General features: G+C 64.3%; 24 protein-coding genes. 4 read left to right on the top strand and 20 right to left on the bottom strand.

Going from position 1 to position 23,398, the window contains the following annotated elements; genetic code table 11:
* Positions 1-97: 97 nt before the first annotated feature.
* Both LB525_RS24710 and LB525_RS24715 read right to left on the bottom strand, forming a co-directional pair.
* Positions 98-646 carry a YceD family protein gene (locus LB525_RS24710; RefSeq protein ID WP_224548315.1) on the bottom strand — a complete coding sequence of 183 codons (549 nt, stop codon included), beginning with the start codon at positions 644-646 and terminating at the stop codon, positions 98-100.
* Between the two features lie 11 nt (positions 647-657).
* Positions 658-1,200, bottom strand: coding sequence for a ubiquinol-cytochrome C chaperone family protein (locus tag LB525_RS24715; protein ID WP_224548316.1), 543 nt, complete (start codon positions 1,198-1,200; stop codon positions 658-660).
* Positions 1,201-1,317: 117 nt separating this feature from the next.
* Between LB525_RS24715 and LB525_RS24720 the strand changes: the two genes are divergently transcribed.
* The 3 genes from LB525_RS24720 (at position 1,318) to LB525_RS24730 (ending at position 3,517) form a co-directional block, all read left to right on the top strand.
* Positions 1,318-1,842 (top strand): outer membrane protein assembly factor BamE, encoded by a 525-nt coding sequence (locus LB525_RS24720; RefSeq protein ID WP_095767674.1) that lies wholly within the window; start codon positions 1,318-1,320, stop codon positions 1,840-1,842.
* 138 nt (positions 1,843-1,980) lie between these two features.
* On the top strand, positions 1,981-2,526 hold the full coding sequence (locus tag LB525_RS24725) for a dTDP-4-dehydrorhamnose 3,5-epimerase family protein (protein WP_224530664.1): 546 nt from the start codon (positions 1,981-1,983) through the stop codon (positions 2,524-2,526).
* A 1-nt stretch (position 2,527) separates the two neighbouring features.
* Positions 2,528-3,517 (top strand): glycosyltransferase family 2 protein, encoded by a 990-nt coding sequence (locus LB525_RS24730; protein ID WP_224530668.1) that lies wholly within the window; start codon positions 2,528-2,530, stop codon positions 3,515-3,517.
* A gap of 82 nt (positions 3,518-3,599) precedes the next feature.
* On the opposite strand, the gene LB525_RS24735 is transcribed toward LB525_RS24730, so the two are convergent.
* From LB525_RS24735 to LB525_RS24820, 18 genes are all read right to left on the bottom strand, one after another.
* Positions 3,600-5,741 (bottom strand): sodium-translocating pyrophosphatase, encoded by a 2,142-nt coding sequence (locus tag LB525_RS24735; RefSeq protein ID WP_224530671.1) that lies wholly within the window; start codon positions 5,739-5,741, stop codon positions 3,600-3,602.
* Between the two features lie 243 nt (positions 5,742-5,984).
* On the bottom strand, positions 5,985-6,734 hold the full coding sequence (locus tag LB525_RS24740) for an ABC transporter permease (RefSeq protein WP_224548324.1): 750 nt from the start codon (positions 6,732-6,734) through the stop codon (positions 5,985-5,987).
* Positions 6,731-7,669, bottom strand: coding sequence for an ABC transporter ATP-binding protein (locus LB525_RS24745; protein ID WP_224548326.1), 939 nt, complete (start codon positions 7,667-7,669; stop codon positions 6,731-6,733). Before LB525_RS24745 ends, LB525_RS24740 begins: the two co-directional genes overlap by 4 nt.
* Positions 7,666-8,829 (bottom strand): ABC transporter permease, encoded by a 1,164-nt coding sequence (locus LB525_RS24750; protein ID WP_224548329.1) that lies wholly within the window; start codon positions 8,827-8,829, stop codon positions 7,666-7,668. Before LB525_RS24750 ends, LB525_RS24745 begins: the two co-directional genes overlap by 4 nt.
* Positions 8,830-9,044: 215 nt before the next feature.
* Positions 9,045-9,956 (bottom strand): ABC transporter substrate-binding protein, encoded by a 912-nt coding sequence (locus tag LB525_RS24755; protein WP_224548340.1) that lies wholly within the window; start codon positions 9,954-9,956, stop codon positions 9,045-9,047.
* Positions 9,957-10,115: 159 nt separating this feature from the next.
* Positions 10,116-11,339, bottom strand: a complete 1,224-nt coding sequence (locus LB525_RS24760) for an MFS transporter (protein WP_224548342.1) — start codon at positions 11,337-11,339, stop codon at positions 10,116-10,118.
* Positions 11,336-11,830 (bottom strand): transcription antitermination factor NusB, encoded by a 495-nt coding sequence (nusB, locus tag LB525_RS24765; RefSeq protein ID WP_095767684.1) that lies wholly within the window; start codon positions 11,828-11,830, stop codon positions 11,336-11,338. The genes LB525_RS24760 and nusB overlap by 4 nt, the downstream gene beginning before the upstream one ends.
* Positions 11,827-12,321: a 6,7-dimethyl-8-ribityllumazine synthase gene (locus LB525_RS24770; protein WP_224548345.1), complete on the bottom strand. Its 495-nt coding sequence runs from the start codon at positions 12,319-12,321 to the stop codon at positions 11,827-11,829. The genes nusB and LB525_RS24770 overlap by 4 nt, the downstream gene beginning before the upstream one ends.
* Positions 12,322-12,460: 139 nt before the next feature.
* Positions 12,461-13,450, bottom strand: coding sequence for an acetylserotonin O-methyltransferase (locus tag LB525_RS24775; RefSeq protein ID WP_224548347.1), 990 nt, complete (start codon positions 13,448-13,450; stop codon positions 12,461-12,463).
* Positions 13,451-13,548: 98 nt separating this feature from the next.
* Complete coding sequence (locus tag LB525_RS24780) at positions 13,549-14,166, bottom strand: riboflavin synthase (protein ID WP_224548349.1); 618 nt, start codon at positions 14,164-14,166, stop codon at positions 13,549-13,551.
* Positions 14,167-14,227: 61 nt separating this feature from the next.
* Complete coding sequence (gene ribD, locus LB525_RS24785; protein WP_224548360.1) at positions 14,228-15,355, bottom strand: bifunctional diaminohydroxyphosphoribosylaminopyrimidine deaminase/5-amino-6-(5-phosphoribosylamino)uracil reductase RibD; 1,128 nt, start codon at positions 15,353-15,355, stop codon at positions 14,228-14,230.
* A gap of 2 nt (positions 15,356-15,357) precedes the next feature.
* Positions 15,358-15,837 carry a transcriptional regulator NrdR gene (nrdR, locus tag LB525_RS24790; protein WP_140541281.1) on the bottom strand — a complete coding sequence of 160 codons (480 nt, stop codon included), beginning with the start codon at positions 15,835-15,837 and terminating at the stop codon, positions 15,358-15,360.
* 140 nt (positions 15,838-15,977) lie between these two features.
* Positions 15,978-16,565: a hypothetical protein gene (locus tag LB525_RS24795; protein ID WP_411971045.1), complete on the bottom strand. Its 588-nt coding sequence runs from the start codon at positions 16,563-16,565 to the stop codon at positions 15,978-15,980.
* Positions 16,566-16,641: 76 nt separating this feature from the next.
* Complete coding sequence (glyA, locus tag LB525_RS24800; RefSeq protein WP_224548364.1) at positions 16,642-17,955, bottom strand: serine hydroxymethyltransferase; 1,314 nt, start codon at positions 17,953-17,955, stop codon at positions 16,642-16,644.
* Between the two features lie 361 nt (positions 17,956-18,316).
* Positions 18,317-19,570 carry a murein L,D-transpeptidase gene (locus tag LB525_RS24805; RefSeq protein WP_224548366.1) on the bottom strand — a complete coding sequence of 418 codons (1,254 nt, stop codon included), beginning with the start codon at positions 19,568-19,570 and terminating at the stop codon, positions 18,317-18,319.
* Positions 19,571-20,050: 480 nt separating this feature from the next.
* Positions 20,051-20,566 (bottom strand): transcriptional regulator LdtR, encoded by a 516-nt coding sequence (ldtR, locus tag LB525_RS24810; protein ID WP_040983294.1) that lies wholly within the window; start codon positions 20,564-20,566, stop codon positions 20,051-20,053.
* A gap of 301 nt (positions 20,567-20,867) precedes the next feature.
* On the bottom strand, positions 20,868-21,290 hold the full coding sequence (locus tag LB525_RS24815) for a DUF6163 family protein (protein ID WP_095767691.1): 423 nt from the start codon (positions 21,288-21,290) through the stop codon (positions 20,868-20,870).
* On the bottom strand, positions 21,287-22,330 hold the full coding sequence (locus tag LB525_RS24820) for an enoyl-CoA hydratase/isomerase family protein (protein ID WP_224548368.1): 1,044 nt from the start codon (positions 22,328-22,330) through the stop codon (positions 21,287-21,289). The genes LB525_RS24815 and LB525_RS24820 overlap by 4 nt, the downstream gene beginning before the upstream one ends.
* 177 nt (positions 22,331-22,507) lie before the next feature.
* Here LB525_RS24820 and LB525_RS24825 point away from each other — a divergent pair, with 177 nt between their 5' ends.
* On the top strand, positions 22,508-23,320 hold the full coding sequence (locus LB525_RS24825) for a DUF2066 domain-containing protein (RefSeq protein ID WP_224548370.1): 813 nt from the start codon (positions 22,508-22,510) through the stop codon (positions 23,318-23,320).
* The last annotated feature ends 78 nt before the right edge of the window (positions 23,321-23,398 follow it).

Here is a 23,398-nt window from a genome sequence, read left to right on the forward strand (position 1 = left end):
GGCGGACGCCTGCCGAGGTAAGGGGCCTCGCGAAGGTTCGGCGAAAATAGCGGTTTTGTGCCTGCGCACAACCAACTTTTCCAAAATCCGGACCACCTCAGGATTTTCCAAGCAGCGAACGCAGCTTTTTCTGGAATTCGCTTTCCTCGGTCTGATCGTCGCCGGCGACGTCGAGCGAGGCTCCCGACTTGCGCGGATAAGGGTCGATAGCCAGACCGAAAAACTGTTCGGCCAGCCCGCCGACATCGATGGTGTCGCCGGAAAATGTCTCCGGACTGTCCGGCCCGTCGGCGTCGAGGACGATCTCGCCGCCGCCTTCGAAACCTTCGCGCCCAAGCTTCGACTGCTCGGGCAGAAACAGCGCCTCGACGGGCTCGTCGATATGCGCCGCGACCGGATCCAGGGTGACGATGCAGGCTTGCGTGATGTCGGCCGCGACGCGACCGGTGACCTTGACGCCATTGCGCTTCCAGGGAACCACAAGCAGTTCGGCACGATAGCTCTCGACCGAAAGCAGATCATAGTCGGCGGCAAGCGCCTCGCGCTGGCGCTCATCGGCCTCGACAAGGACAGGCAAGCCCTTTTGCGGCAGGCGCGCGACATTGGCGACGAAGGATACCGGGCTGCGCAGTTCGGCGCCTTTCATGTCGGCCTCCTTCACGCTGCCCCGGCCGCCGGGAACGCGGCGGTGCCGGCGGCGATCCATTCGGTCGGCTGGGCGGCAAGCTTGTGCGAGGCCTCGCAGACATAGTCCGCCAGCAGCGGCGCCTGCGGCCAGGCGCCGGAGTCCGGCCTGACGTTGCGCGCGAGCGCCGCCGCAAGCGCCACCCGATCGTCTTCCTTGAGCGCTTGGTCATAGGCAGCCGTACGGCCGTAAAACATCTTTGCCAGCCTCTTCATGCGTTTGGGCACGCCGACATCGCCAATGCCAAGTTCGCGCAGCGAATGCTCGACATCGAGGAAGAACTCGTCGATCAGCACTTGCGCGACCTCGGCGGCAACGCCTTGTTCGCCATGCAGCCGGTGCTGGACGAGATACATGTGCAGCGACAGCATCTCGAAGCGGCCGAGCGGCGTATCCGGCACATTCCAGTCGGAATAAAACACCGTTTGCCGCGCCGCCGCCACGATTTGTGCGTAGAGCGCGTCGGTGATAGCGCGGTTGGCATTGCGTTCGCGGCCAAAAAGGCGCTGGAACATTGAGGGCGGTCTCCCGGGGACCTGTTGTTTGATTTGGCCTTGTTGCATCGGCATGCAAGCTGGTTTACCGGTTTTGCGGCCCAGCGCAAGTTGCGGGGATGTGATGGAGATTTGTTGTTGGGTGCGCTGAAATTCAAGTCGTTCTTTGCGCCCGCCCCGGTGGGCGCGGCTTCGCTGCTGGTAATGGTGTCAGCGCTTTCCGCCTGCAATTCGTCCAAGATGTTCGGAGATCTCCATCCGAGCGAGACGCTGACGAAAGGCTACGTCATCGACCAGCAGGCAATCGATTCGGTGCCGGTCGGATCGAGCCGCGAGCAGGTGCTTCTGGCGCTGGGCACGCCGTCGACGACGGCGACCTTCGACAACGAGGCCTTCTACTACATCTCGCAAACGCGCAAGCGCTACGTCGCCTTCGACAACCCGCGCATCATCGACCAGCACGTGCTGGCAGTCTATTTCGGCGCTGACGGCCGCGTCACCCAGATCGCCAATTACGGTCTCAAGGACGGCAAGGTCTTCGACTTCATCTCGCGGACGACGCCGACCGGCGGCAAGGACCAGAACTTCCTGAGCCAGGTCATCAGCGGCGCCAGCAAGCTGGCGCCTGGCATTCCCGGCGGCGGTAGCGGCGGTACGCCCTGAGTTCGCTCGCACGGCAACCTGACTGAACGAAAGACTTCGATCGACGGCCTTTCGTCGCCTGCCGGCGACCGTCCGACTGCGCTTGCCTATACCCGTATAGCCACGTATGACGCTTTGGCGATTTCCGGGGGGCTGGATATGAGCAACAACGATCGTACCGTACCGCAGGGCTGGATGGCGACCGGCACGCCTGACCAACAGACGGTGACGCCGGACTGGCTTGCCGTCGATGCGCCGCCGATCGAGGGCGTCACATTCAAGGAAATCAGACCCGTCGCGACTTCCAACGGCTACCTGACCGAGATCTTTCGCGAGGAATGGGCTCTCGATCAATCGCCGGTCGGGCAAGTGTTCCAGCGCACCATGTATCCGGGCGCAGTGACGGGCTGGCACGCACATGCGGCGACCCTCGACCGCCTGTTCTGCTGCGCCGGCAGCGTGCGGATATCGCTTTTCGACGGGCGCAAGGCCTCGCCCAGCTTCGGCACGGTCTGGCACAAGATCGCCGGCGCCCTGCGACCGGCAATCGTTACCATTCCGCCTGGCGTCTGGCACGGTGTCGTGACCCTCGGACCGGAGACAGCGTTGCTGCTCAACCTCGTCGACAAGGCTTACGCCTATGACGCGCCCGACCATTGGCGCCTGCCGCCCGATACGGAACAAATCCCCTACAAGCTGGTGTAGTGTGGAACAGGCCGGTCAAGGCGCGCCAATCGGACCGATCGAACCGCTGGTCTCGATCGTGATAGCGACGCACAATCGTCCGGCGGTGCTGCATCAAGCCCTGAAGAGCCTCATTGGTCAGACCCTGCAGGACTGGGAGGCCATGGTCATCGGCGACGCGTGCCGCCCTGACACCGCGGCCACGGTCGCTGCATTCGAAGACGCCCGCATCTGCTATATCGATCTTCCCGTGAACTTCGGCGAGCAGTCGGGTCCGAACAATATCGGCTTTGCCCGGGCCCGCGGCCGCTTCATCGCCATCTTGAACCATGACGATCTGTGGTTTCCCGACCATCTGGCGTCCATGTGCGGCTGGATCGACGCCACCGGTGCCGATGTGGTGATCGCCCGAGGTGCAGTCATCGAGTCGTCCGCGAGCAAAGGCTCCAGGCATATGATCCTCGGGATGGGCCGGGACGGCTTCTATGACCCAGTTACCACTGTCGGATTCGGTTCCGCGCAAATGATCCGGCGCGCGTCGCTGCCAAGGCTTGGGCCATGGCGCCCGGCCAGCCAGTGCGTTTGCGAGAGTTCCCAGGAATGGCTGTTCCGTGCCTGGCGCAAGGGTGCGGTGATTGCGACAATGCCCCATCTAACCGTGCTCATGCTGCATTCGGGCAAGCGCGAAGGCAGCTACGCGCGAGATACGGCGCGGGAACAGGAAGAACTGATGGACGCGATGGATGCTCCAGACGCGTTGCGGGTCAGGATTCTCGGCAACGCCGAGGAGCCTGCCCCCCTCAAGCGCTCCCGCTATCTCAAACGCAGGCTTCTGGCCATGTTTGGCATACATCCGCGGGCGCGGTCCTTCCGTCGCCAATATCGCCGCGGCGCGTTCATTGCCATGTTGCGCCGGACACGCGGCTTGCCGCCGATGCCCGAACGAGAACCAGACGCCAACGCGTTGCTGGCCCGCTATCGCCGTGACGGCGAAAGGCCGGAAGCCGGTTGAGTGCCCCGGAATGTATGATGTCATGCCGAAACACAAAGCCCGCGGGATCGCTCCCGCGGGCTTTGTCCTGGAATAGCCGCAATCAGCCGTGCGCAAGCACGGCAAGCAGAAGCAGCGCGACGATGTTGGTGATCTTGATCGCCGGGTTGACGGCCGGGCCGGCGGTGTCCTTGTAGGGATCGCCGACGGTGTCGCCGGTGACCGAGGCCTTGTGCGCTTCCGAACCCTTCAGGTGCTTGACGCCGTCCTTGTCGGTGAATCCGTCCTCGAACGACTTCTTGGCGTTGTCCCAGGCGCCGCCGCCGGAGGTCATCGAGATGGCAACGAAGAGACCGTTGACGATGACGCCGAGCAGCGAGGCGCCGAGCGCCGCAAAGGCCGAGGCCTTCGAGCCCGAGATCAGGAGCACGCCGAAATAGACGACGAGCGGCGCGAGCACCGGCAGCAGCGACGGGATGATCATTTCCCGGATCGCCGCCCTGGTCAGGATGTCGACGGCACGCGCGTAGTTCGGCTTGGAGGTGCCGGCCATGATGCCCTTGTCCTCGCGGAACTGCTTGCGCACTTCCTCGACGATCGAGCCGGCGGCGCGACCGACCGCGGTCATCGCGATACCGCCGAACAGATAGGGAATCAGGCCGCCGAAGATGAGACCGGCGACGACATACGGGTTGGAGAGATCGAAGGAGATCTCGCCCATGCCCTGGAAGTAGGGGTACTTATCGCCATTGGCGGCAAAGAACCTGAGATCATTCGAGTAGGCGGCGAACAGCACCAGCGCGCCGAGGCCGGCCGAGCCGATGGCGTAGCCCTTGGTCACCGCCTTGGTGGTGTTGCCGACCGCGTCGAGCGCGTCGGTCGAGTGGCGCACTTCCTTGGGCAGGCCGGCCATTTCGGCAATGCCGCCGGCATTGTCGGTGACCGGGCCGAAAGCGTCGAGCGCCACAATCATGCCGGCCAGCCCGAGCATGGTGGTGACCGCGATCGCTGTGCCGAAAAGGCCGCCGAGCTGATAGGTGGCGATGATGCCGCCGACGATGACGATGGCCGGCAGCGCCGTCGATTCCAGCGAGACCGCGAGGCCCTGGATGACGTTGGTGCCGTGGCCGGTCACCGACGCCTGAGCGATCGAGTTCACCGGACGCTTGTTGGTGCCGGTGTAGTATTCCGTGATCACGACAATCAAGCCGGTCACAGCCAAGCCGATCAGGCCGCAGATGAACAGGTTCTTGCCGGTGATGACGATGCCGGCGACCGTGCCGACCTCGCCCCAGCCGAGCGTGGCCGATGTAGCGGCGGCGAGGCCGACGATCGACAGCAGGCCGGTGACGATCAGGCCCTTATAGAGCGCGCCCATGATCGAGCCGTTGGAACCCAGCTTGACGAAGAAGGTGCCGACGATCGAGGTCAGGATGCAGGCGCCGCAGATGGCCAGCGGATAGAGCATCGCGGCCCCCAGCATCGCGGTACCGCCGAAGAAGATGGCGGCGAGCACCATGGTGGCGACGACGGTCACCGCATAGGTCTCGAACAGATCGGCGGCCATGCCGGCGCAGTCGCCGACATTGTCGCCGACATTGTCGGCGATGGTGGCCGGGTTGCGCGGATCGTCTTCGGGGATACCGGCCTCGACCTTGCCGACGAGATCGCCGCCGACGTCGGCGCCCTTGGTGAAGATGCCGCCGCCGAGACGGGCGAAGATCGAGATCAGCGAGGCGCCGAAGCCGAGGGCGACGAGTGAGTCGATGACGACGCGGTCGTTCGGCTGCAGGCCCATCGGGCCGGTCAGGATGAAGTAGTAGATCGAGACGCCAAGCAGCGCCAGGCCCGCGACCAGCATGCCGGTGATGGCGCCCGACTTGAAGGCGATGTCGAGGCCGGCGGCAAGGCTGTTCGAAGCGGCTTGCGCGGTTCGCACATTGGCGCGCACCGAGACATGCATGCCGATGAAACCAGCGGCGCCCGAGAGCACCGCGCCGATCAGGAAGCCGATGGCGGCGGTGATCGAAAGCAGCCACCAGGCAAGCAGGAGAACGACGATGCCGACGATCGCGATGGTCGTGTACTGGCGCGCCAGGTAAGCCTGGGCGCCTTCGCGGATGGCGGCGGAGATTTCCTGCATGCGCTGATTGCCCTGATCGGACGCAAGGACCGAACGTGTCGCCCAGATGGCGTACAGAACTGACAGCAGGCCGCAGGCGATGACGGCGGTAATGATGGTCATTGCCGGATTTTCCTCGATTGATGGCCCAAAAGAACCCCTCCCTGGGCCGTTGGAACGGAGATGGATGCCGCATGCGGAATCCACCCCTTGGCTGGGGTGTATGCGAAACAGGGCTTGGAACGTCAAGATATTGTTCGGTTTTTGCCCGGCTTTCGCCCAAAAGACGATGGTGCCAATAGCTGTGTCGGCGCAGGCTTCGAATTAGATCGATTGAAATGACGCCGGGTATTGCCGACCAACCAGCTACTCCGCCCCCTGCCCCATACGCCGCGCGGCGTAGCGTTCGATCGCCGACAGGCCGTCATAGATCAGCACGGCAAGCGCCGCGACGATCAGGCCGCCCTGCAGCACGAAGGCAAGGTTGTTCGAGATCAGGCCGGCGATTATCACCTCGCCGAGCGTCTTGGCGGCAACCGTTGAGCCGATGGTCGCGGTGGCGAGGCTGATGACCACCGAGAGCCGGATGCCGCCGAGGATCACCGGGGCGCTCAGCGGCAGCTCGACCTTCATCAGCCTTTGCCAGCCAGTCATGCCTGCGCCGCGCGCCGCTTCCATCACGTTGCCGGGCAGCGTGGTGAGCGCCGTCAGCGCATTCTCGAAGATCGGCAGCAGGCCATAGAGGAAGAGCGCGATCAGCGTCGGCTTCTCGCCGAAGCCGACGGCCGGCACGGCAAGCGCCAGCACCGCAACCGGCGGGAAGGTCTGGCCGATATTGACCAGGCTGCGCGACAAGGGCAGGAACTCGGCGCCCGCCGGCCTTGTGACCAGGATGGCTAAAGCCACCGCGACGATCGTCGCCGCCACCGTGGCGACCAGCACGATCCGCAGATGCTGCAATGTCAGCGTCAGCAGGCTGCCCTGGTTGTAGATTGCAGGCGCGCCATTCTCGGTCAGTGGTTTCAGCAGCGGCTCGAACCAGTTCGGGCTGGTGATGAAGACCGCCAGCAGCAAGAGAACAGCGAGCCTCAGCAGCGCAGGCAGCCAGGCTTTCATTGCGGCCTCGCCGCACGTTTGACCAGGCCTTCGATGGTGACGCGGCCGAGCAGCTTGCCGTCGGCGGCTTTCACGGGCAGCGCCGGGCGGCCCGACCACAACAACTCGGCCAGGGCGTCGCGCTGCGTGGCTTCGCCGGGGATCGCCTCGCCTTCGGCACCGCCGGGCTCCACCGCATCGCGCACAGGCCCGAGCGACAGCAGCCGGAATGGCCTTTCGCTGGCGCCGACCAGTGTCTCGACAAAGCCATTCGCAGGCCTGGCCAGAATCTCCGCCGGTCTTGCGTATTGCACCAGCTTGCCGGCGTCCATGACGGCGATCTTGTCGCCCAGATGCACGGCCTCTTCCATATCGTGGGTGACGAGGATGATGGTGGTGCCGAAGCGCTTCTGGATCGCCAGCAGATCCTCCTGCGCCTTGGTGCGGATGATCGGGTCCAGCGCGCCGAAGGGTTCATCCATCAAAAGCACGTTGGGCTCGGCGGCTAAAGCGCGGGCAACGCCGACGCGCTGCTGCTGGCCGCCGGAAAGCTCGTGCGGGTAACGCGGCCCATAGGCTTGCGGGTCGAGCTGGTAGAGCGTCATCAACTCGTCGACACGGGCCTTGATGCGATCCCTGTCCCAACCGAGCAGCAACGGCACGGTGGCGATGTTCTGCGCCACCGTGCGATGCGGAAACAGGCCGTGGCCCTGGATGGCGTAGCCGATGCTGCGGCGCAGCTGATAGCCGGGCACCGAGCGGTTGTCGGCGCCGTCGAGCTTGATGACGCCGGAGGTCGGCTCGACCAGCCGATTGATCATCCGGAGCAGCGTCGTCTTGCCGGAACCCGACGTGCCGACGATGGTGGCGACGGTTAGAGGCTCGATGACCATCGAAACATTGTCGACCACCGTCGTCTCGTCATAGCGCTTGGTGATGCCTTCGATCTCGATCATGCCGTTTCGACCCTGCGCTTGGTGGCGGTCATCTCGATTACAGCGTCGAGGATGATGGCCGCAGCAAAAGCCAGCGCCACGGTCGGCAGCGCGCCGAGCAGCACCAGATCCATCGCCGTCTGGCCGACACCCTGGAAAACGAACACGCCGAAGCCGCCGCCGCCGATCAGCGCGGCGATGGTGGCAAGCCCGATGTTCTGAACAAGCACGATGCGGATGCCGGTCAGGATCACCGGAAAGGCGAGCGGGAACTCGACGTCGAAGAGGCGCTGGCGATCGGTCATGCCCATGCCGCGCGCGGCGTCGTTGGCGGCGCGAGGCACGCCGGCGAGTCCGACCACGGTGTTGGCCACCACCGGCAGCAGCGAATAGAGGAACAGCGCGACAAAAGCCGGCGCGGTGCCGATGCCCCTGATGCCGACCGCGGCGGCACCCGGCACGTGCAGGGCGACCCAGCCGAGCGGCGCGATAAGAAGGCCAAAGAGCGCGATCGACGGAATGGTCTGGATGATGTTGAGCACGTTGAGCACCCCTGCCCGCAGCTTCTCGACGCGATGGCACAAGATGCCGAGCGGTATCCCGACCACGACCGCGCCGGCCAGCGAACCAAGCGCCAGCGTGACGTGCTTGGAAGCTTCGGCCCAGAAACTGTCGGCGCGGCCGGCATATTCCTTGAGGATGGAAAGACTGTCCCAACGTCCCGAAACGAGCAGCGCGGCAATGGCCAAAGCGGCAAGCACGAGCACGCCGACACGCGCCCTGGGCGACAGGTTCAGCCTGGTCAGCACATCGGCGAGGAGCAAGGTGAAAGCAAAGATCAGCAGCCAGAAACCCGAAGCCGGCGAGACGCGAGCGAAGGTGTTGCCGGCGGGCGTCAGAAAACCGCCGGCAACACCGATCAGGACCGATAGCGCGACCAGCGCCACGACGCCAGCGATCAGCCTGAGCAAAAGCGGCGTCCTGAGCAGGGCGACGATCGCGGCCGCTATCACTATCGCCAGCAACAGCATGCCAAGCGTGGACGGCAGCGCTTCGAGGATCGAGCGCGCCTGCCCCGGCACGATACGGTTGGCGCGGAATGTTGCGAACGGGGCGAGGAACGCGGCGTAGGCCACGATCGCGGCAATGACGGCGCCGAGCTTGTCGAGGCGCGGAGTCATGACGCGCGTTTGCGCGAGGCGCCCCCCTCTGGCCTACCGGCCATCTCCCCCTCTAGGGGGGAGATCAGATGTCGCGAGGGCCTTCGCCAATCACCAAGGCCGGAGAAGGGAGCGAGGCGCAGCGACAGCCAATCTCCCCCCTTGAGGGGGAGATGTCCGGCAGGACAGAGGGGGGCGCCTCGCAACGACTTCTCGCTTTTCAAGGCGGGCTTATCTTAGTTCAAAAACCCGTTCTTCTTCAAAAAATCCTCCGCGACCCCCTTCGCCGGCTCGCCACCCAGCTGAACGCGGCCGTTGAGCCCCTGCAGCGTGGTGAGATCGAGCTTGGCGAAGACCGGCTTCAGCAGCGTCTCGATCTCGGGATGCTGCTTCAGGACCTCTTCCCGGATGATCGGTGCGGGCTGATAGACGGGCTGCACAGCCTTGTCGTCCTCGAGCACGACGAGGCCGGAAGGCTGGATGCCGCCGTCGGTACCATAGACCATGGCCGCGTTGGCGCCGTTGGTCTGGTTGGCAGCGGCTGCGATGGTCGCCGCGGTATCGCCACCGGAGAGCGTGATCAGCTGATCCGGCTTCAGCGTGAAGCCGTATGTCGTCTGGAAGGCCGGGAGCGCCGCCGCCGAATTGACGAACTCGGCCGAGGCCGCCAGCACAACCTTGCCGCCGCCCGCGACGTATTTGCCGAAGTCGGTCAAGGTGACGAGCTTGTTCTCGTCGGCCACTTCCTTGCGCAGGGCGATCGCCCAGGTGTTGTTGGCCGGCGACGGCGACAGCCAGACGATCTTGTTGGCGTCATAGTCGAGCTTCTTGGCGGTTTCGTAGCCCTTGGCGGCGTCCTTCCAGACCGGATCGTCGGCCTTCTGGAAGAAGAAGGCGGCATTACCGGTATATTCGGGATAGATGTCGATCTCGCCGGCGGTGATCGCCTTGCGCACCACGGGCGTCGCGCCGAGTTGGATCCGGTCGGTCGTCTTGATGTTGTTGGCGTTGAGCACGAGCTGGATGATGTTGCCCAGCACCCCGCCTTCGGTATCGATCTTCGAGGAGACGACCACCTGGGCGCTGGCCGAGGCAGTGGCAAGGCCGAGCGCGAGGGCCGCTACGGCGAGCTTTCCGATGGAAAACATTGTGAGAATCCCTTGCTGTGGACCGATTGATCGGTAGCCGCATGTGAGCACGGCTATAACGGCCAGTCCGGGTACACGGTTTCATAATTGAGGGGATCAGCGCAATATCTTTGTTCCCCGCGCCAGGGGAGCGCCGCGGAAGTCCCCGACAGCGTGATGTCAGCTGGCGGCGCGCAAGCCCGTCAGCTTCAGGGTCGCGAGCGCCAGGAAGCAGAGCGCGACGACCGGGAAGACGATCCAGTTCAGCATGGTCCAGCCCCAGGCGTTGTAGATCGCGCCCGACATCAGCGAGGCAAAGGCGACGGAGCCGAACAGGGCAAAGTCGTGGAAACCCTGGACCTTGCTCTTCTCGGAAGGCCGGTAGCTGGCGGCGACCATTGCGGTTGCGCCGATGAAAGCGAAATTCCAGCCGAGCCCGAGCAGGATCAGCGCCGTCCAGAACTGCCAGAGCGCCAAGCCGGAAAGCGCCACGGCAGCACAGCCGATCAATAGCACAAGCCCAGTGGCGACGATGCGCTCGGCGCCGAAGCGATGGATCAGCGAGCCGGTGAAGAAGCTCGGCGCGAACATGGCCATGACGTGCCAGGAAATGCCAAGCGTGGCATTGTCTTCAGACAGGCCGCAGCCGACCATGGCGAGCGGCGCACCGGTCATGACGAAGCTCATCAGCGCGTAGCTGCCGACGGTGCAGAAAAGTGCTGCGACGAAGCGCGGCTGGGTGACGATCTCGATCAGCGGTCGGGCATCGCTTGCGGCGGCTTCGGTCACGGCGTTCGCATGTGCGGAAACCCGCAGGAACGACAGGATGAGCGCGCCGACCGCCGCCAGCGGCAGGATCGAGGCGAAGGATCCTGCAAACATCACCGGGGCCAGCAATTCGCGCGTGTAGATCACGATCTGGGGCCCGAGAATTGCGGTAATGATGCCGCCGGCCAGCACGAAGGAGATGGCGCGCGCCTTGAACTGCGGCGGTGCATTGTCGGCGGCCGCGAAGCGGAATTGCTGGACGAAAGCGCCGCCGACGCCAATGACGCAGAGGCCGAAGGCGAATAGCCAGAAGCTTGCCTGGAAGAGCGCGAGCGTCGCGACCAGGCCACCGAGCGCAGTGACGATAGTGCCTGTCATGAAGCCGCCGCGATGGCCGAGCCGGCGGATGATGGCGGCGGCCGGCAAGGCTCCCAGCGCCACGCCGATATTGAAACCGGTGACCGGCGCTGTCGCGAGCGACTTGTCTGGACCGAGCAGATATTGCCCGGCAAGCGCGCCCAGCGAAATGGCGATCGGCGCGGCCGAACCGACGATCGCCTGCGCTGCGGCAAGCAGCACCGCCGTGCGACGCCCTTCCCTGCCGGTCTCGGCGACCGCGGCCGTTGCGGTCGTCACGAAGCGTCCTTGCCGCGCCCCTCGCCGCGAACCCGGCGCGAAACGCGATCCAGCACGGCGTTCACCAGCTTCGGCTCGTCTTCCTCGTAAAATGCCTTGGCGATGTCGACATATTCGGAGACGATCACGGCCACCGGCACGTCCTCGCGCTTCATCAATTCGTAGACGCCGGCGCGCAGGATGGCGCGCAACGTCGAATCCAGCCGCGACAGCGGCCAGTCCTCGGTGAGCGCCTGGCGGATGACGGGATCGATGGTCTTCTGGTTCTCGACGACGCCGGTCAGGATGGCGCGGAACCATTGCGCGTCGGCCTCGCGATAGAGCGCGCCGTCGACTTCCTTGCCGAGGCGGAAGGCTTCGTATTCGGCCGTGATCTCGAAGACGCCGCTGCCGGCCACATCCATCTGATAGAGCGCCTGGACGGCGGCAAGACGGGCGGCACCGCGCTTGTTGGCGTGGCGCACCGCACCGGTCGAGGCGGGATCGGTCACGATTGGGCTCCGAATTTCTCTTTGAGCGCGATCATGGTCAGCGCCGCGCGCGCCGCGAAGCCGCCCTTGTCGCCTTCCGTCTTCCGCGCGCGCGCCCATGCCTGCGCATCATTCTCAGTCGTCAGGATGCCGTTGCCGATCGCGATCGCCTCCTGCACCGAAAGATCCATCAGAGCACGGCTCGATTCATTGGCGACGATGTCGAAATGATAGGTGTCGCCACGGACGACGGTGCCGAGCGCAACAAAACCGTCGTAATGCGTGCCGCCTTCGGCCGCTCCATCGACCGCGAAGGTTATAACGGCCGGTATTTCGAGCGAGCCGGGAACCGTCACCACGTCATAGGTGGCGCCGGCCTCATCGAGCGCGCCGGTCGCGCCTTCGAGCAGGGCGTCGGCGAGATCGTCGTGAAAGCGCGCTTCGACAATGAGCAGATGCGCCTTCGCCTTCGGGCGAATGAACGCTTTGCCGTGTTGGGATGTGCCAGCCATAAAAGTCTCCGGGGGGTTGCCGGTGACTTAGGCCGAAGCCGGGTTGACCGCAAGCGGAAGATTGGCGGACCGACACCAACGCTCCATCTCTCGAAGGATTCAGGTCCCGGGCAGCGCGATATTTCGGTACTTTGTTTGGCTAGGCAGGCGAAGCCTCAAGGATCGAGATCGGTGCGCTGGTGTCGATCACTCGCTCTAGCTTCAGCCCTGCGGCCTCGAACAGCCTGGCGTATTGCGCCTCGGTCCGCTCAAGGCCGCCGGTGACCGCGAGCATGACCACATCGATGGCCTTGATCTGGGCCGGTTCGTCGCCCGCAGGGACGAGCGTCTCGGCCACGAGCACCCTTCCATGCGTTGGCATAGCCTCGCGGCAACGGCGCAAGATCAACTCCGCGCGTTCATCGTCCCAATCGTGGATCACCTTCTTGATTACATAGACGTCGCCGACGGGGACGCTGTCGAAGAAGTCGCCGACGACGAAGTCGGTGCGGGACGCATCGCTCCCGGCCTCCTGGCGCGCCGCCGCCACTCCTGAGGCGAGATCGAGAAGAACTCCGCTCAAATGGGGATTGCGGGCAAGGATGGCCGAGAGAAGCTGTCCATGCCCGCCGCCGACATCGACGACCCGCGGATATCGGCTGAAATCATAGGCGTCGGCGATCGCCTCGTTGCTGCCTTGGCCCTGGGCAACCATAGCTCGCTGAAACAGGGCAGCCTGTTCCGGGTGGGCCGAAAGCCAATCGAATCTCGGGCTTCCGAAAACCTTGTCGAAGGCCGGCTTTCCGGTGCGGACGGAAAACAGAAGCTGCTCGAACGCAAGATAGGCCTCGCCGTTGATCATCCGGATGAAGTCGCGTGGTCCGGGCCGATCGGAACGAAGCGCCGCGCCGACCTCCGTCAAGGCAAATTGACGAGGGCGAACTTCAGTGAAGACCCCCTCCGGCGCCAGAAGCCGCATCACGCGGTAGAGCGGCTCCGCATCCGTCTTCGTGGCGGCCGCCAAATCTTCAACTGACTGCTCGCCGGAGGCCAGAAGATCGGGGATGCCGAATTCGATGACGACGCGCAGCGCCTGTGACACGGCAAATCCGAAACCCAGCCTCATGACTTGTTGCGACGGGTTGGTCATGGCTTTCCCCTCCGGCCAGTGAAAAGCTTACGAGGGGCGAGAGCAGAAGTGAAGCGGGACGCAGTGTTGAACGGCGCGCCCTCACAACCTGCTTTTAGTCAGAGCCCCTCTTTCGCGGCCTCGGCCAGGCGCGCGGCATAGCGGGCCATGGTGTCGATCTCGATGTTGACGCGGTCGCCGGCCCGGCGCTCGCCCCAGGTGGTGACGCTGAGCGAGTGATGGATGAGGAGCACGTCGAAGCGGGTCGCTTCGACCTTGTTGACAGTAAGCGAGGTGCCGTCGAGCGCGACCGACCCTTTGGGCGCGATGAACTTCGCCAGATTGCGCGGCGCTTCCAGCGTGAAGCGCACGGCATCGCCTTCTTCCTTGCGCTCGACAATTTCGGCGGTGCCGTCGACATGGCCGGAGACGATGTGGCCGCCGAGTTCGTCGCCGATCTTCAGCGCGCGTTCGAGATTTATCCTGGTGCCGGGCTTCCAACTCGACGCGGTGGTCAGCCTGAGCGCTTCCTCCCAGGCTTCGACCTCGAACCAGCGCGCGTTGGAGCCATGCTCGGGCAGCGCCGTGACGGTCAAGCAGACGCCGCCGCAGGAAATCGAAGCGCCGATCGCAATGGTCTCGGGGTCGTAGGCGGTGTCGATGCGCAGGCCGATGCCTTCGGCGAGCGGCTTCACGCTCGCAACCGTACCAACATCAGTCACAATTCCCGTAAACATCAGAGAGCGTCTTTCGTTTCGACCGTGATCTTATCCAAAAACCGGTTCCCACTGTTCGCGATCATGGCCTTACCCATTCGGCATAGCTGTCCTCGCCAAAGCGCATGTCGCGCAATTTGCGAAAACCTGCCGGGATATGGTCGGCGTCGATGGGCGATGCAATGCCGTCCTCGCCGATCGCCTCCGGCCCCTGGAACAGGACGATGCGGTCGACCAGGTCTTCCTCCAGGAAGGCTTTGGCCACCCTGGCGCCGCCTTCGACCAAAACGCTCGCCATGCCGAGTGCCGCCAGATCCTCCAGCAACTCCGGCAAGGCTATCTCGCTTTCATAGGTTTCCGTGCCGATGAAGTGCACGCCTGCGCGTTCGAGCGACGCCCGCCGGTGCGCATCGGCCTCTGGGCAAGCAGCGACATAGAGCGGCACGCGGTCGACGCCCGAGACCAGCTTGGACGTCTCCGGCAGCCGGATCTGCCGATCGAGGATGATGCGCGCCGGCGAGCGGTTCTCCAGTCCCGGCAGGCGCACGGTCAGCGCCGGATCATCCTCCAGCACGGTGCCGATGCCGACCAGGATGGCGTCGGACTCGGCGCGCATCAGATAGACATCGCGCCGTGCGATCTCGCCGGTGATGGCAACCTGGCCGGCGCCTTTGCGACCGATCTTGCCGTCGCTCGAAAGCGCAAGCTTCAGCGTCACTTCCGGGCGTTTTTTCAGGGAACGAGTCAGGTAGCCGGCCATCTGCTCGGCGGCCTCGGCGGCCAGCACCTTCTCGACCACCTCGACACCGGCGGTGCGCAGGATGGCGTAGCCTTTGCCGGAGACGCGCGGATCGGGATCGCTCGCCGCACCGACGACGCGGGCGATGCCGGCATTGACCAGCGCGTTGGCGCAGGGCGGCGTGCGGCCGTGATGGGCGCAGGGCTCCAAAGTCACGTAAGCTGTAGCGCCGCGCGCAAGCTCGCCGGCCTCGGCAAGCGCTTCGGTCTCGGCATGGGGGCGGCCGCCCACGGCCGTCACGCCGGTGCCGACGATCATCGGGCCGGCGCCATCGTCGCGCACGATGATGGTGCCGACGGAAGGGTTGGTGGAGGTGCGGCCGGCATTGCGGCGCGACAGCCTGATGGCCGCGGCCATGAAACGGCGATCAAGGGCCGCCTGCGCGGCCTCGTCCAGTCGCTGTCCCGCCATGATCAGCCGGCGTCCTCTTCGGTCTTCTCCTCGTCGCCCTTCAATTCGCCCAGCAGCTCGTGAAAGTCCTTGGCCTCGCGGAAATTGCGATAGACCGAGGCGAAGCGGACATAGGCAACGTCATCGAGCGACTTCAGCGCCTCCATGACCAGCCGGCCGACCTCGCCCGAGGCCACCTCGGTTTCGCCGGAGCTTTCGAGCTGGCGCACGATGCCGGTGACGGCGCGGTCGATGCGCTCGGGATCGACATTGCGCTTGCGCACCGCGATCTCGACCGAGCGCAGCAGCTTGTCGCGGTCGAATGGCACTTTGCGCCCGGACTTCTTGACAACCACGAGGTCACGCAATTGCACACGCTCGAAGGTGGTGAAACGACCACCGCAATCAGGACAGACGCGGCGCCTGCGGATGGCCGCGCCATCCTCAGCGGGACGCGAATCCTTCACCTGCGTATCTTCGGACTGGCAATAGGGACAGCGCATGGGAAGCTTTCGGTTTGGCGATTCTGTAGGATGCCGGAAGGCTTAGTTTGTTTTGCCGCTATGGCAAAGCGCGGAGCCTTCCTATCAGAGATAGCGAGGCGCAAGCACAATTGCCAGCGCCCGCCCCAAGGCCGGCAGCGTCAGGGCGCGACGTCCTTGGTCGAAAACCCGCAGGACGTGCCGAGATTGCGATAGGCCTTGGTGAAGCCATCCATCGGAATGCTGGCGACGGCCTGTTTGCCGAAAGTCACATCGAGCGAGGTGACCTTGCGCATGGCGCGCAGCAAGGCCAGGCTGGTCTTGGCCTGGTTGTCGACCAACCAGCTCGGGCGGCCGCCGGCGGCGGCGTTGGAGGTGACCGTCGCGGCGACCTTCACGCCAGGGTCGCCGAAGGTCGCGGCGATCTTGTCGCCGGTCGGCAAGGTCTTGTTGTCGACGATGAACATGATGGCCGGGTAGGCATCCGGCGGCAGCGCGTCGCCGGTCGAGATCGACAGCGTCAGGGAGCCTGCGTTACCGGCGCCGTCGAGGAAAGCCGTCGAGGCGGCGCAGGTCTTGTGCGCGTCCTGCCCGGTATCGAGCGTATCGATGATGGTGGTCCACCTGCCGAAGGTATTGGTGGCGGGCAGATCAGCATTCGGCTTGGTTTCGTCCTGAGCCATCGCGGCGGAGGCGGCGAAGGCGGCAAGCGGGCCAAGCAAAGCCGCGGCGAGACGGGAAGTACGCATCATCGGATCTCCAGTAAGCCGCGCCGCCCACAGGAGCGGCGCAAGCGCAGGATAAAAGATGACGCGCGGCGCCCGGTCAACCGAGATAGGGATAGAGCGGGAAGCGATCGGTCAGCGCCGTGACCTTGGCCTTCACAGCGGCCTCGACCGCCGCGTTGCCGTCATCGGAATTCGCCGCCTTCAGCCCGTCCAGCACCTCGGCGATCAGCTTGCCGATCTCGCGGAACTCGGCCTGGCCGAAGCCGCGCGTGGTGCCGGCCGGCGTGCCGAGGCGCACGCCCGACGTCACGAACGGCTTTTCCGGATCGAACGGGATGCCGTTCTTGTTGCAGGTGATGTTGGCGCGGCCGAGAGCCGCCTCAGCGCGCTTGCCGGTAGCGTTCTTGGGACGAAGGTCGACCAGCATCAGATGGTTGTCGGTGCCGCCCGAGACGATGTCGAGGCCGGTCTCCTGAAGGCTGGAGGCCAGCGCCTTGGCGTTCGCGACGATGCTTTCGGCATAGGCCTTGAAGCTCGGCTTCAGCGCTTCGCCGAGCGCCACCGCCTTGGCGGCGATGACATGCATCAGCGGCCCGCCCTGCAGGCCCGGGAACACCGCCGAGTTCATCTTCTTGGCGATTTCCTCGTCATTGCACAGGATCATGCCGCCGCGCGGGCCGCGCAGCGACTTGTGGGTCGTCGTGGTCACGACATGGGCGTGGGGCAGTGGCGACGGATGCATGCCGCCGGCGACGAGACCGGCGATATGCGCCATGTCGACCATGAGGTAAGCGCCGATCGAATCGGCGATCTCGCGGAAGCGCTTCCAGTCCCAGATACGCGAATAAGCGGTGCCGCCGGCCAGGATCAGCTTCGGCTTCGTCTCATGCGCGGTCTTCTCGATCGCGTCCATATCGAGCAGGTGATCGTCCTTGCGCACGCCGTAGGAGACGACCTTGAACCACTTGCCGCTCATATTGACCGGCGAGCCGTGGGTGAGATGGCCGCCCGAATTCAGGTCGAGACCCATGAAAGTGTCGCCGGGCTGCAGCAGCGCCAGAAACACCGCCTGGTTCATCTGGCTGCCCGAGTTCGGCTGGACGTTGGCGAAGTTGCAGCCGAACAGCTTTTTGGCGCGCTCGATGGCCAGTTCCTCGGCCACGTCGACGAACTGGCAGCCGCCATAGTAGCGCTTGCCCGGGTAGCCCTCGGCATATTTGTTGGTCATGATCGAGCCCTGCGCCTCGAGCACGGCACGCGACACGATGTTTTCGGAAGCGATCAGCTCGATCTCATGGCGCTGGCGGCCGAGTTCGTTGCGGATGGAGCCGAAGATTTCCGGATCGGCATCGGCAAGCGTGGTCTCGAAGAAGGATTCGAATTCGGTGGAGGCTGCCGCGGCATTAGACATGGCTTGCTTTCCCTTGGGGCCGGAGGTCTGCGAGGTCGCCGCGCATTAACACAGTTGTTTTCGGCCCGCCACGTTTGGGGCGCGAAATTTGCTGGCCGGTTTGCGCCAAGACAAGCGCACCCGGTTCTAATCCCGCGGTTCGCCGCCCTTGAGGTCGTTTCGGAGAAGGTGATCTCGGTGAACAGCTTGCACGCCGTGTGGTCGTTGATGCCACCACGACGAAGCATGGCCTGCAGTTCGGCGCGCTCAGCCTCGATGCCCGCCAGTCTGAAGCCGAGTTCGATCCCTGATCAAACCCTGCGGCTGGCCTGAACAAAAAAGACCGCTACGAGAGCGGCCTTTTTCTTCTTAGATCGGATGCTTAAAGCGCGGAGCTGATCTGCAGCTCGCTGGCGCCGTCGAGGCCGTAGATGTCGTCGCGGAACTGCACGACGCCCGGAGCCGTCGACCATGCCGACAGATAGAGGAAGTGAACCGGCACCGGGTTGACGACCTGGATCGGCGTGTTCTCGCCAGTCTTGATCGCCGCCTCGAAATGCTGGCGGTCCCAGCCGGGCGTGTCGCGCAGGATCCAGGTGACGAGGTCGCGCACGTTCTGGACGCGCACGCAGCCCGAGGAATCGAAGCGCATCAGCTTGCCAAACAGGCTCTGCTGCGGCGTGTCGTGCATGTAGACGCCGTCCGGGCTCGGGAAGTTGATCTTGACCGAGGCCATGGCGTTGCCGGCGCCGGGATCCTGGCGGAAACGGTATTTCGCGGCGTCGTCCGTCGACCAGTCGATGGTCATCGGATCGACCTCGCTGCCATCCGGCGCGAACAGGCGGATGTGGCTGTCCTTGAGGTAGTTCGGGTCCTTCCGCATCAGCGGAATGATGTCCTTGCGCACGATCGAGACCGGCGCATTCCAGTACGGATTGACGATGATCTCGTTGATCTTCGAGTTCACGATCGGCGTCTGGCGGTCGATCTTGCCGACGATCGCGGTGTGGCGCAGCACGACGCGGTCGTTCTCGACCGCTTCGACCTGGGCGCCCGGAATGTCGACCAGCACGTAACGGTCGCCCAGCGTGCCGGCCTTTTCCTTCAGGCGCTGCAGGTTGGTCTGCAACTGGCCGAGCCGGACCTGCGCCGACACGTTCATCGCGGCGTAGGTGTATTTGCCCATGGCGCCGTCGGCCGGCAGGCCATGACGGAGCTGGAAGCGCTTTACCGCCGAGTCGACATAGGAATCGAAGGCCGTCGAAATGCCGGCGCTCTGCGGCAGGTCGCCCGAGACCATCAGGCGCTTGCGCAACGGCACGACATCCGGATCGTCGTCGCCAAGCTGCAATTTCTTGGTGGCCGGAACCTGCTCCCAGCCGCCCTGGGAGACGATGTTCTGGTACTGCGCCACCGCCTGCTCGGTGAAGGCCACCGTCTGCAGGCTGAAGATCGGCAGCGTCGAAGCGACCTTGTTGGTGTCGGTGCCGCGGGCGTCGAACTGGTCGTCCCAGTTGCCGCGGGTCGAGGATTTCAGGATGTCCCCGATCACGTCCTGGGCGCTCGCTTGGCCGGCGACCATTGCGGCGGCAAGCGCGGAGGCTCCGGTGAGGAAGAAACGGCGGCTGGTTCTCATGGCAGACATTCTTGGCTATTCGCTCTCGCTCAATCGCTTGCCGGGCGGCTTGTCCGCACTCTAGGGGTGGCAAACTTAACAATTCGCCAACCATGACCCGCATCGGTCGGCCGCCAGAAACGCGCTGCCGCAACGCAGGTTCCAACGAGCGCAAGGCACAGGCCCGCAGCGTCACTCACAAACCGCATTGACCGCGATTATGGCGGCAACGTGGCCTTGGCCCGCGATTTGCATGCGGCGGCAAGGTGAAAGGAAGGGCGGCGATGCTTTTTTGCATCGCGCGATGCTGGCGCATCCTTGCGAAGTAAGCACCCTGCCCTTCAGGCGCGGAGCTTCAATGCGCAGAGCGAACGGTCAAACTCCCGCAGATGCCCGCCTTCGCAAAAAGAATAGGACCGGTGCGCTTCAAGCACCGATCCCGTACTCCTCCCCCGGTCGCGTTTCTTCGGCGCGGCTTTCCCGTCCCCAATTTCGAAGCGCTCACATACGATACGCGATCGTATCGTTCCAGAAGCGGTCGAGCCGCTGCAGCGCGCGGTTCATCTGCTTGAACTCGTCGGTGTTGATGCCGCCGACCGCCTCGATCGAGCCGACATGGCGCTCGTAGAGGCCGGCGACGACGTCTGCCACCTCGTTGCCTTTCGGCGTCAGCGAGACGCGGACCGAACGGCGGTCGATGCGCGAACGCTGGTGGTTGATGAAGCCGAGGTCGACCAGCTTCTTCAGATTGTAGGAGACGTTGGAGCCGAGATAATATCCACGCGAGCGCAGCTCGCCGGCGGTCAGCTCCGAATTGCCGATGTTGAAGAGCAGCAGCGCCTGGATGGCGTTGATGTCGGAGCGGCCGTTGCGGTCGAACTCGTCCTTGATCACGTCAAGCAGGCGGCGGTGCAGACGCTCCACCAGCTGCAGCGATTCCATGTAAAGCGAGCGGATAGCCTCGCGGCGATCGTCGGATACGTTTGCGGTCTTCGCCGCCGGACGCGAATTGATCATTGTCTTTGCCTCTCGTTTGTCGCCTTGGTGATTTTTTGTTTTTCACCTTGATCGCGACACTATCGAATACTCATAAAATTCGACTTAAACGCCAGGGCTAACAAGAGCTTACCGGTAAGAGGTTTCGGAAGACGCTTAACGATCGGTCACCCGAGCAAGAACAATTAACCTAAAGATTTAGCCAATTGATTTTCCAGTGAAACGGGGCCGCGAAATCGGCCCCGAAGGCCGGCCCTCGGCCGGCTTTATGGGTGGAGCATGATGTCGTCCGAAAACCGCTTCACACTTTTCGGCATCATGCTCATTGGCGGAGCCGGCGCTTCTGCAGCCAGATGGTGACGCGAAAGACGATGTAGAGCAAGGCCACGCAGGCGTGCGATACGACGATCAGTAGCCGGTGGCCGAAGAGATCGGGGAAACCGGCATACATCACCGTCTCGGTCGCGGCGCAGATGAACCAGATCACCGGCCCCCACGATGCCAGCATCCAGAGGCCGGCGGCGGCGAAGGGAAAGAACACCGCGAGCATGGCCGCCGCCACCTGCCAATGCACCGGCATCAGGTCGAAGCGCCACATCTCGCCCGGATAAATGCCGATGAGGCGGATCCAATAGAGGATGCCGAACAACAGGCAGTAGCCGGCGATGACGCGCTGGAACCAGGCGAAGATGACCTCGGTGGTCGAGGGCTGCAGCACCACGCGCCTGGAGGTGACCTCGCTCACAGGACAAGCTCCTTGTCCCCGAGCGGCGCGAAATAGGCGTCGATGTCGGCCGTCCGGACCTCATCCAGGCGTGCGGGCCGCCACTCGGGCTTCGAGCCTTTTTCGATGATGGCGGCGCGGATGCCTTCGTAGAAATCATGGCCGGCAAGCATGCGGTTGAGGATGCGGAACTCCATCTTCATGCATTCGTCCATCGACAGTGTCGAGCCGGCGCTGATCTCGCGCCAGGCGACGTTTAGGCTGGTCGGCGAACGGGTCTTGATCGTGGCAAGCGTCCTGGCGGCGAAAGCATCGCCGGCGGCGGCCTCCTCGAGGCTGGCGATGATATCGGCAAGCGAGCTTTGCGAAAAATGGCGTGCGATCGAATCCAGGTCCTGCTGCTCCGTCTCGCGTTTTGCCGGGACGGAGAAATTGCGCAGCTCGGCATCCGGATCGTTGCTGGTCGCCAGCTCGTCGAGCAAGCCCACCTGGTCCTGCGCCTTGATGGTGTGTGTGGCCAACCCCGACCACAGCGCATCGCCGTGGCGGATGCGATTTCCCGTCAATCCGAGATACATGCCGAAGGAGCCGCCGAGATCCGGCAGCAAATGGCTGGCGCCGACATCGGGGAAAAAGCCGATGCCGACCTCCGGCATGGCGAACTGCGCGTTCTCGGTCAGCACCCGATGCGAGCCATGGAAGGAAATGCCGACGCCGCCGCCCATGACGATGCCGTCGATCAAAGCGATATAAGGTTTCTTGAAGCGGGCGATGCGGGCGTTTAGCCGGTACTCGTCGGCGAAGAAATCGACCGGCGGTTCGCCGGCGCGGCCGGCCTCGTAGATGTGCAGGATATCGCCGCCGGCGGAAAATGCCCTGCCCTCGGCCTTGACGACGACGACACCGACGCCCGTGTCCTGCTCCCAGGCGTCGAGCGCCCTGCCGAGCGCCTTGACCATGTTGTGCGTGACGGCGTTGAGCGCCTTGGGTCGGGTCAAAGTGACCACACCCGCTCTGCCCAGCCGCTCGAAGCGGATCTCGTCGCCTCCGCCAAAATCCATCACCAGAGAATCCCTCTCTCCGCCCGCCGGGGGAGAGAAGTGCTAAAGGCGGCATGGAGACGCGTCAATGGCGGCGGTTACTGGGGAGCGCTCCTTGCGCTGGCGGGCGGCAGCGCCAGATGTTAGGTAACCGGCAAAGCACTGTGCCCGCGCCCGACAGGTTTCGAGCAGATCGACATGCCTGGAATTTCCCGCTTCGCGGTTGGATTGGTCGGTCTCCTATGTCTGGGACTGCCGGTCCGCGCCGCGACAATCGCCGAGCTCTACCAGGCGCAGGCGATCGTCACCGGCACCAGCGAGGCAAATCGCGAGATCGGCTTCAAGGATTGCCTCGACAAGGTGCTGGTCAAGGTTTCGGGCGACCAGCGCCTCACGCAGAAGACGGAGATGCTGGCTCTGCGCGACAAGGCGGCCGACTTTGTGCAGTCCTTCCGCTATCACGACCGCCTCGAAGGCATCCCGATCCATGACGAGCAAGGCACGCATGACAGGCCGCATGATCTCACCTGCCTCTACAAGCCAGCTGTCATCGACAAGCTGCTGGCGCAACTCGGCAGCAGGCCCTGGCTCGGCGAGCGGCCGCCTGTCGCCGTCTTCATGACCGCCGAGCAGGGCTCGCGGCATTTCGTGCTGACGGCGGATGAGGACCTGGGCAAGACCATGAGGGAATCCTTCGCCAACGCCACAAGTCCACTGCTGATGCGCATTGTCTTTCCAAAGGCCAGCCAGCTCGGCGGCCTTGACGAAAAGGCGTTCGCGGCCGCCGATATGGCAAAGCTCGACAAGCTCGCGAAGAAAGCGGGAGCGGCCCGGGCGCTCGCCGGCAGCATCGTGTGGAGCGACAAGGAGCTTGGCTGGATCGCCGACTGGCGGCTGGACGATCGCGGCAGGACCTACCGCTGGCAGGCGCGCGGCGTCAGCTTCGACGAGGCGTTCCGTGTGGCGATCAGGGGCGCGGCGCAGATCCTGTCGGGGCACGGGCAGCCGTGAGGGTTCCTCGCCCCACGCAGTGGGGAGAGGTGGCTCGGCGAAGCCGAGACGGAGAGGGGAGCGCCCTACGAAGGCCCC

The organism is Mesorhizobium sp. CA16 (assembly GCF_020165175.1).
Lineage (GTDB): Bacteria > Pseudomonadota > Alphaproteobacteria > Rhizobiales > Rhizobiaceae > Mesorhizobium.

What these genes read in the sequence shown, in the direction of transcription:
- LB525_RS24710 (WP_224548315.1), bottom strand. Translation starts at nt 646, where the DNA reads ATGAAAGGCGCCGAACTGCGCAGCCCGGTATCCTTCGTCGCCAATGTC.
- LB525_RS24715 (WP_224548316.1), bottom strand. Translation starts at nt 1,200, where the DNA reads ATGTTCCAGCGCCTTTTTGGCCGCGAACGCAATGCCAACCGCGCTATC.
- LB525_RS24725 (WP_224530664.1), top strand. Translation starts at nt 1,981, where the DNA reads ATGAGCAACAACGATCGTACCGTACCGCAGGGCTGGATGGCGACCGGC.
- LB525_RS24735 (WP_224530671.1), bottom strand. Translation starts at nt 5,741, where the DNA reads ATGACCATCATTACCGCCGTCATCGCCTGCGGCCTGCTGTCAGTTCTG.
- LB525_RS24740 (WP_224548324.1), bottom strand. Translation starts at nt 6,734, where the DNA reads ATGAAAGCCTGGCTGCCTGCGCTGCTGAGGCTCGCTGTTCTCTTGCTG.
- LB525_RS24745 (WP_224548326.1), bottom strand. Translation starts at nt 7,669, where the DNA reads ATGATCGAGATCGAAGGCATCACCAAGCGCTATGACGAGACGACGGTG.
- LB525_RS24750 (WP_224548329.1), bottom strand. Translation starts at nt 8,829, where the DNA reads ATGACTCCGCGCCTCGACAAGCTCGGCGCCGTCATTGCCGCGATCGTG.
- LB525_RS24755 (WP_224548340.1), bottom strand. Translation starts at nt 9,956, where the DNA reads ATGTTTTCCATCGGAAAGCTCGCCGTAGCGGCCCTCGCGCTCGGCCTT.
- LB525_RS24770 (WP_224548345.1), bottom strand. Translation starts at nt 12,321, where the DNA reads ATGGCTGGCACATCCCAACACGGCAAAGCGTTCATTCGCCCGAAGGCG.
- LB525_RS24775 (WP_224548347.1), bottom strand. Translation starts at nt 13,450, where the DNA reads ATGACCAACCCGTCGCAACAAGTCATGAGGCTGGGTTTCGGATTTGCC.
- LB525_RS24780 (WP_224548349.1), bottom strand. Translation starts at nt 14,166, where the DNA reads ATGTTTACGGGAATTGTGACTGATGTTGGTACGGTTGCGAGCGTGAAG.
- ribD (WP_224548360.1), bottom strand. Translation starts at nt 15,355, where the DNA reads ATGGCGGGACAGCGACTGGACGAGGCCGCGCAGGCGGCCCTTGATCGC.
- nrdR (WP_140541281.1), bottom strand. Translation starts at nt 15,837, where the DNA reads ATGCGCTGTCCCTATTGCCAGTCCGAAGATACGCAGGTGAAGGATTCG.
- LB525_RS24795 (WP_411971045.1), bottom strand. Translation starts at nt 16,565, where the DNA reads ATGCGTACTTCCCGTCTCGCCGCGGCTTTGCTTGGCCCGCTTGCCGCC.
- glyA (WP_224548364.1), bottom strand. Translation starts at nt 17,955, where the DNA reads ATGTCTAATGCCGCGGCAGCCTCCACCGAATTCGAATCCTTCTTCGAG.
- LB525_RS24805 (WP_224548366.1), bottom strand. Translation starts at nt 19,570, where the DNA reads ATGAGAACCAGCCGCCGTTTCTTCCTCACCGGAGCCTCCGCGCTTGCC.
- ldtR (WP_040983294.1), bottom strand. Translation starts at nt 20,566, where the DNA reads ATGATCAATTCGCGTCCGGCGGCGAAGACCGCAAACGTATCCGACGAT.
- LB525_RS24820 (WP_224548368.1), bottom strand. Translation starts at nt 22,330, where the DNA reads ATGGATTTTGGCGGAGGCGACGAGATCCGCTTCGAGCGGCTGGGCAGA.
- LB525_RS24825 (WP_224548370.1), top strand. Translation starts at nt 22,508, where the DNA reads ATGCCTGGAATTTCCCGCTTCGCGGTTGGATTGGTCGGTCTCCTATGT.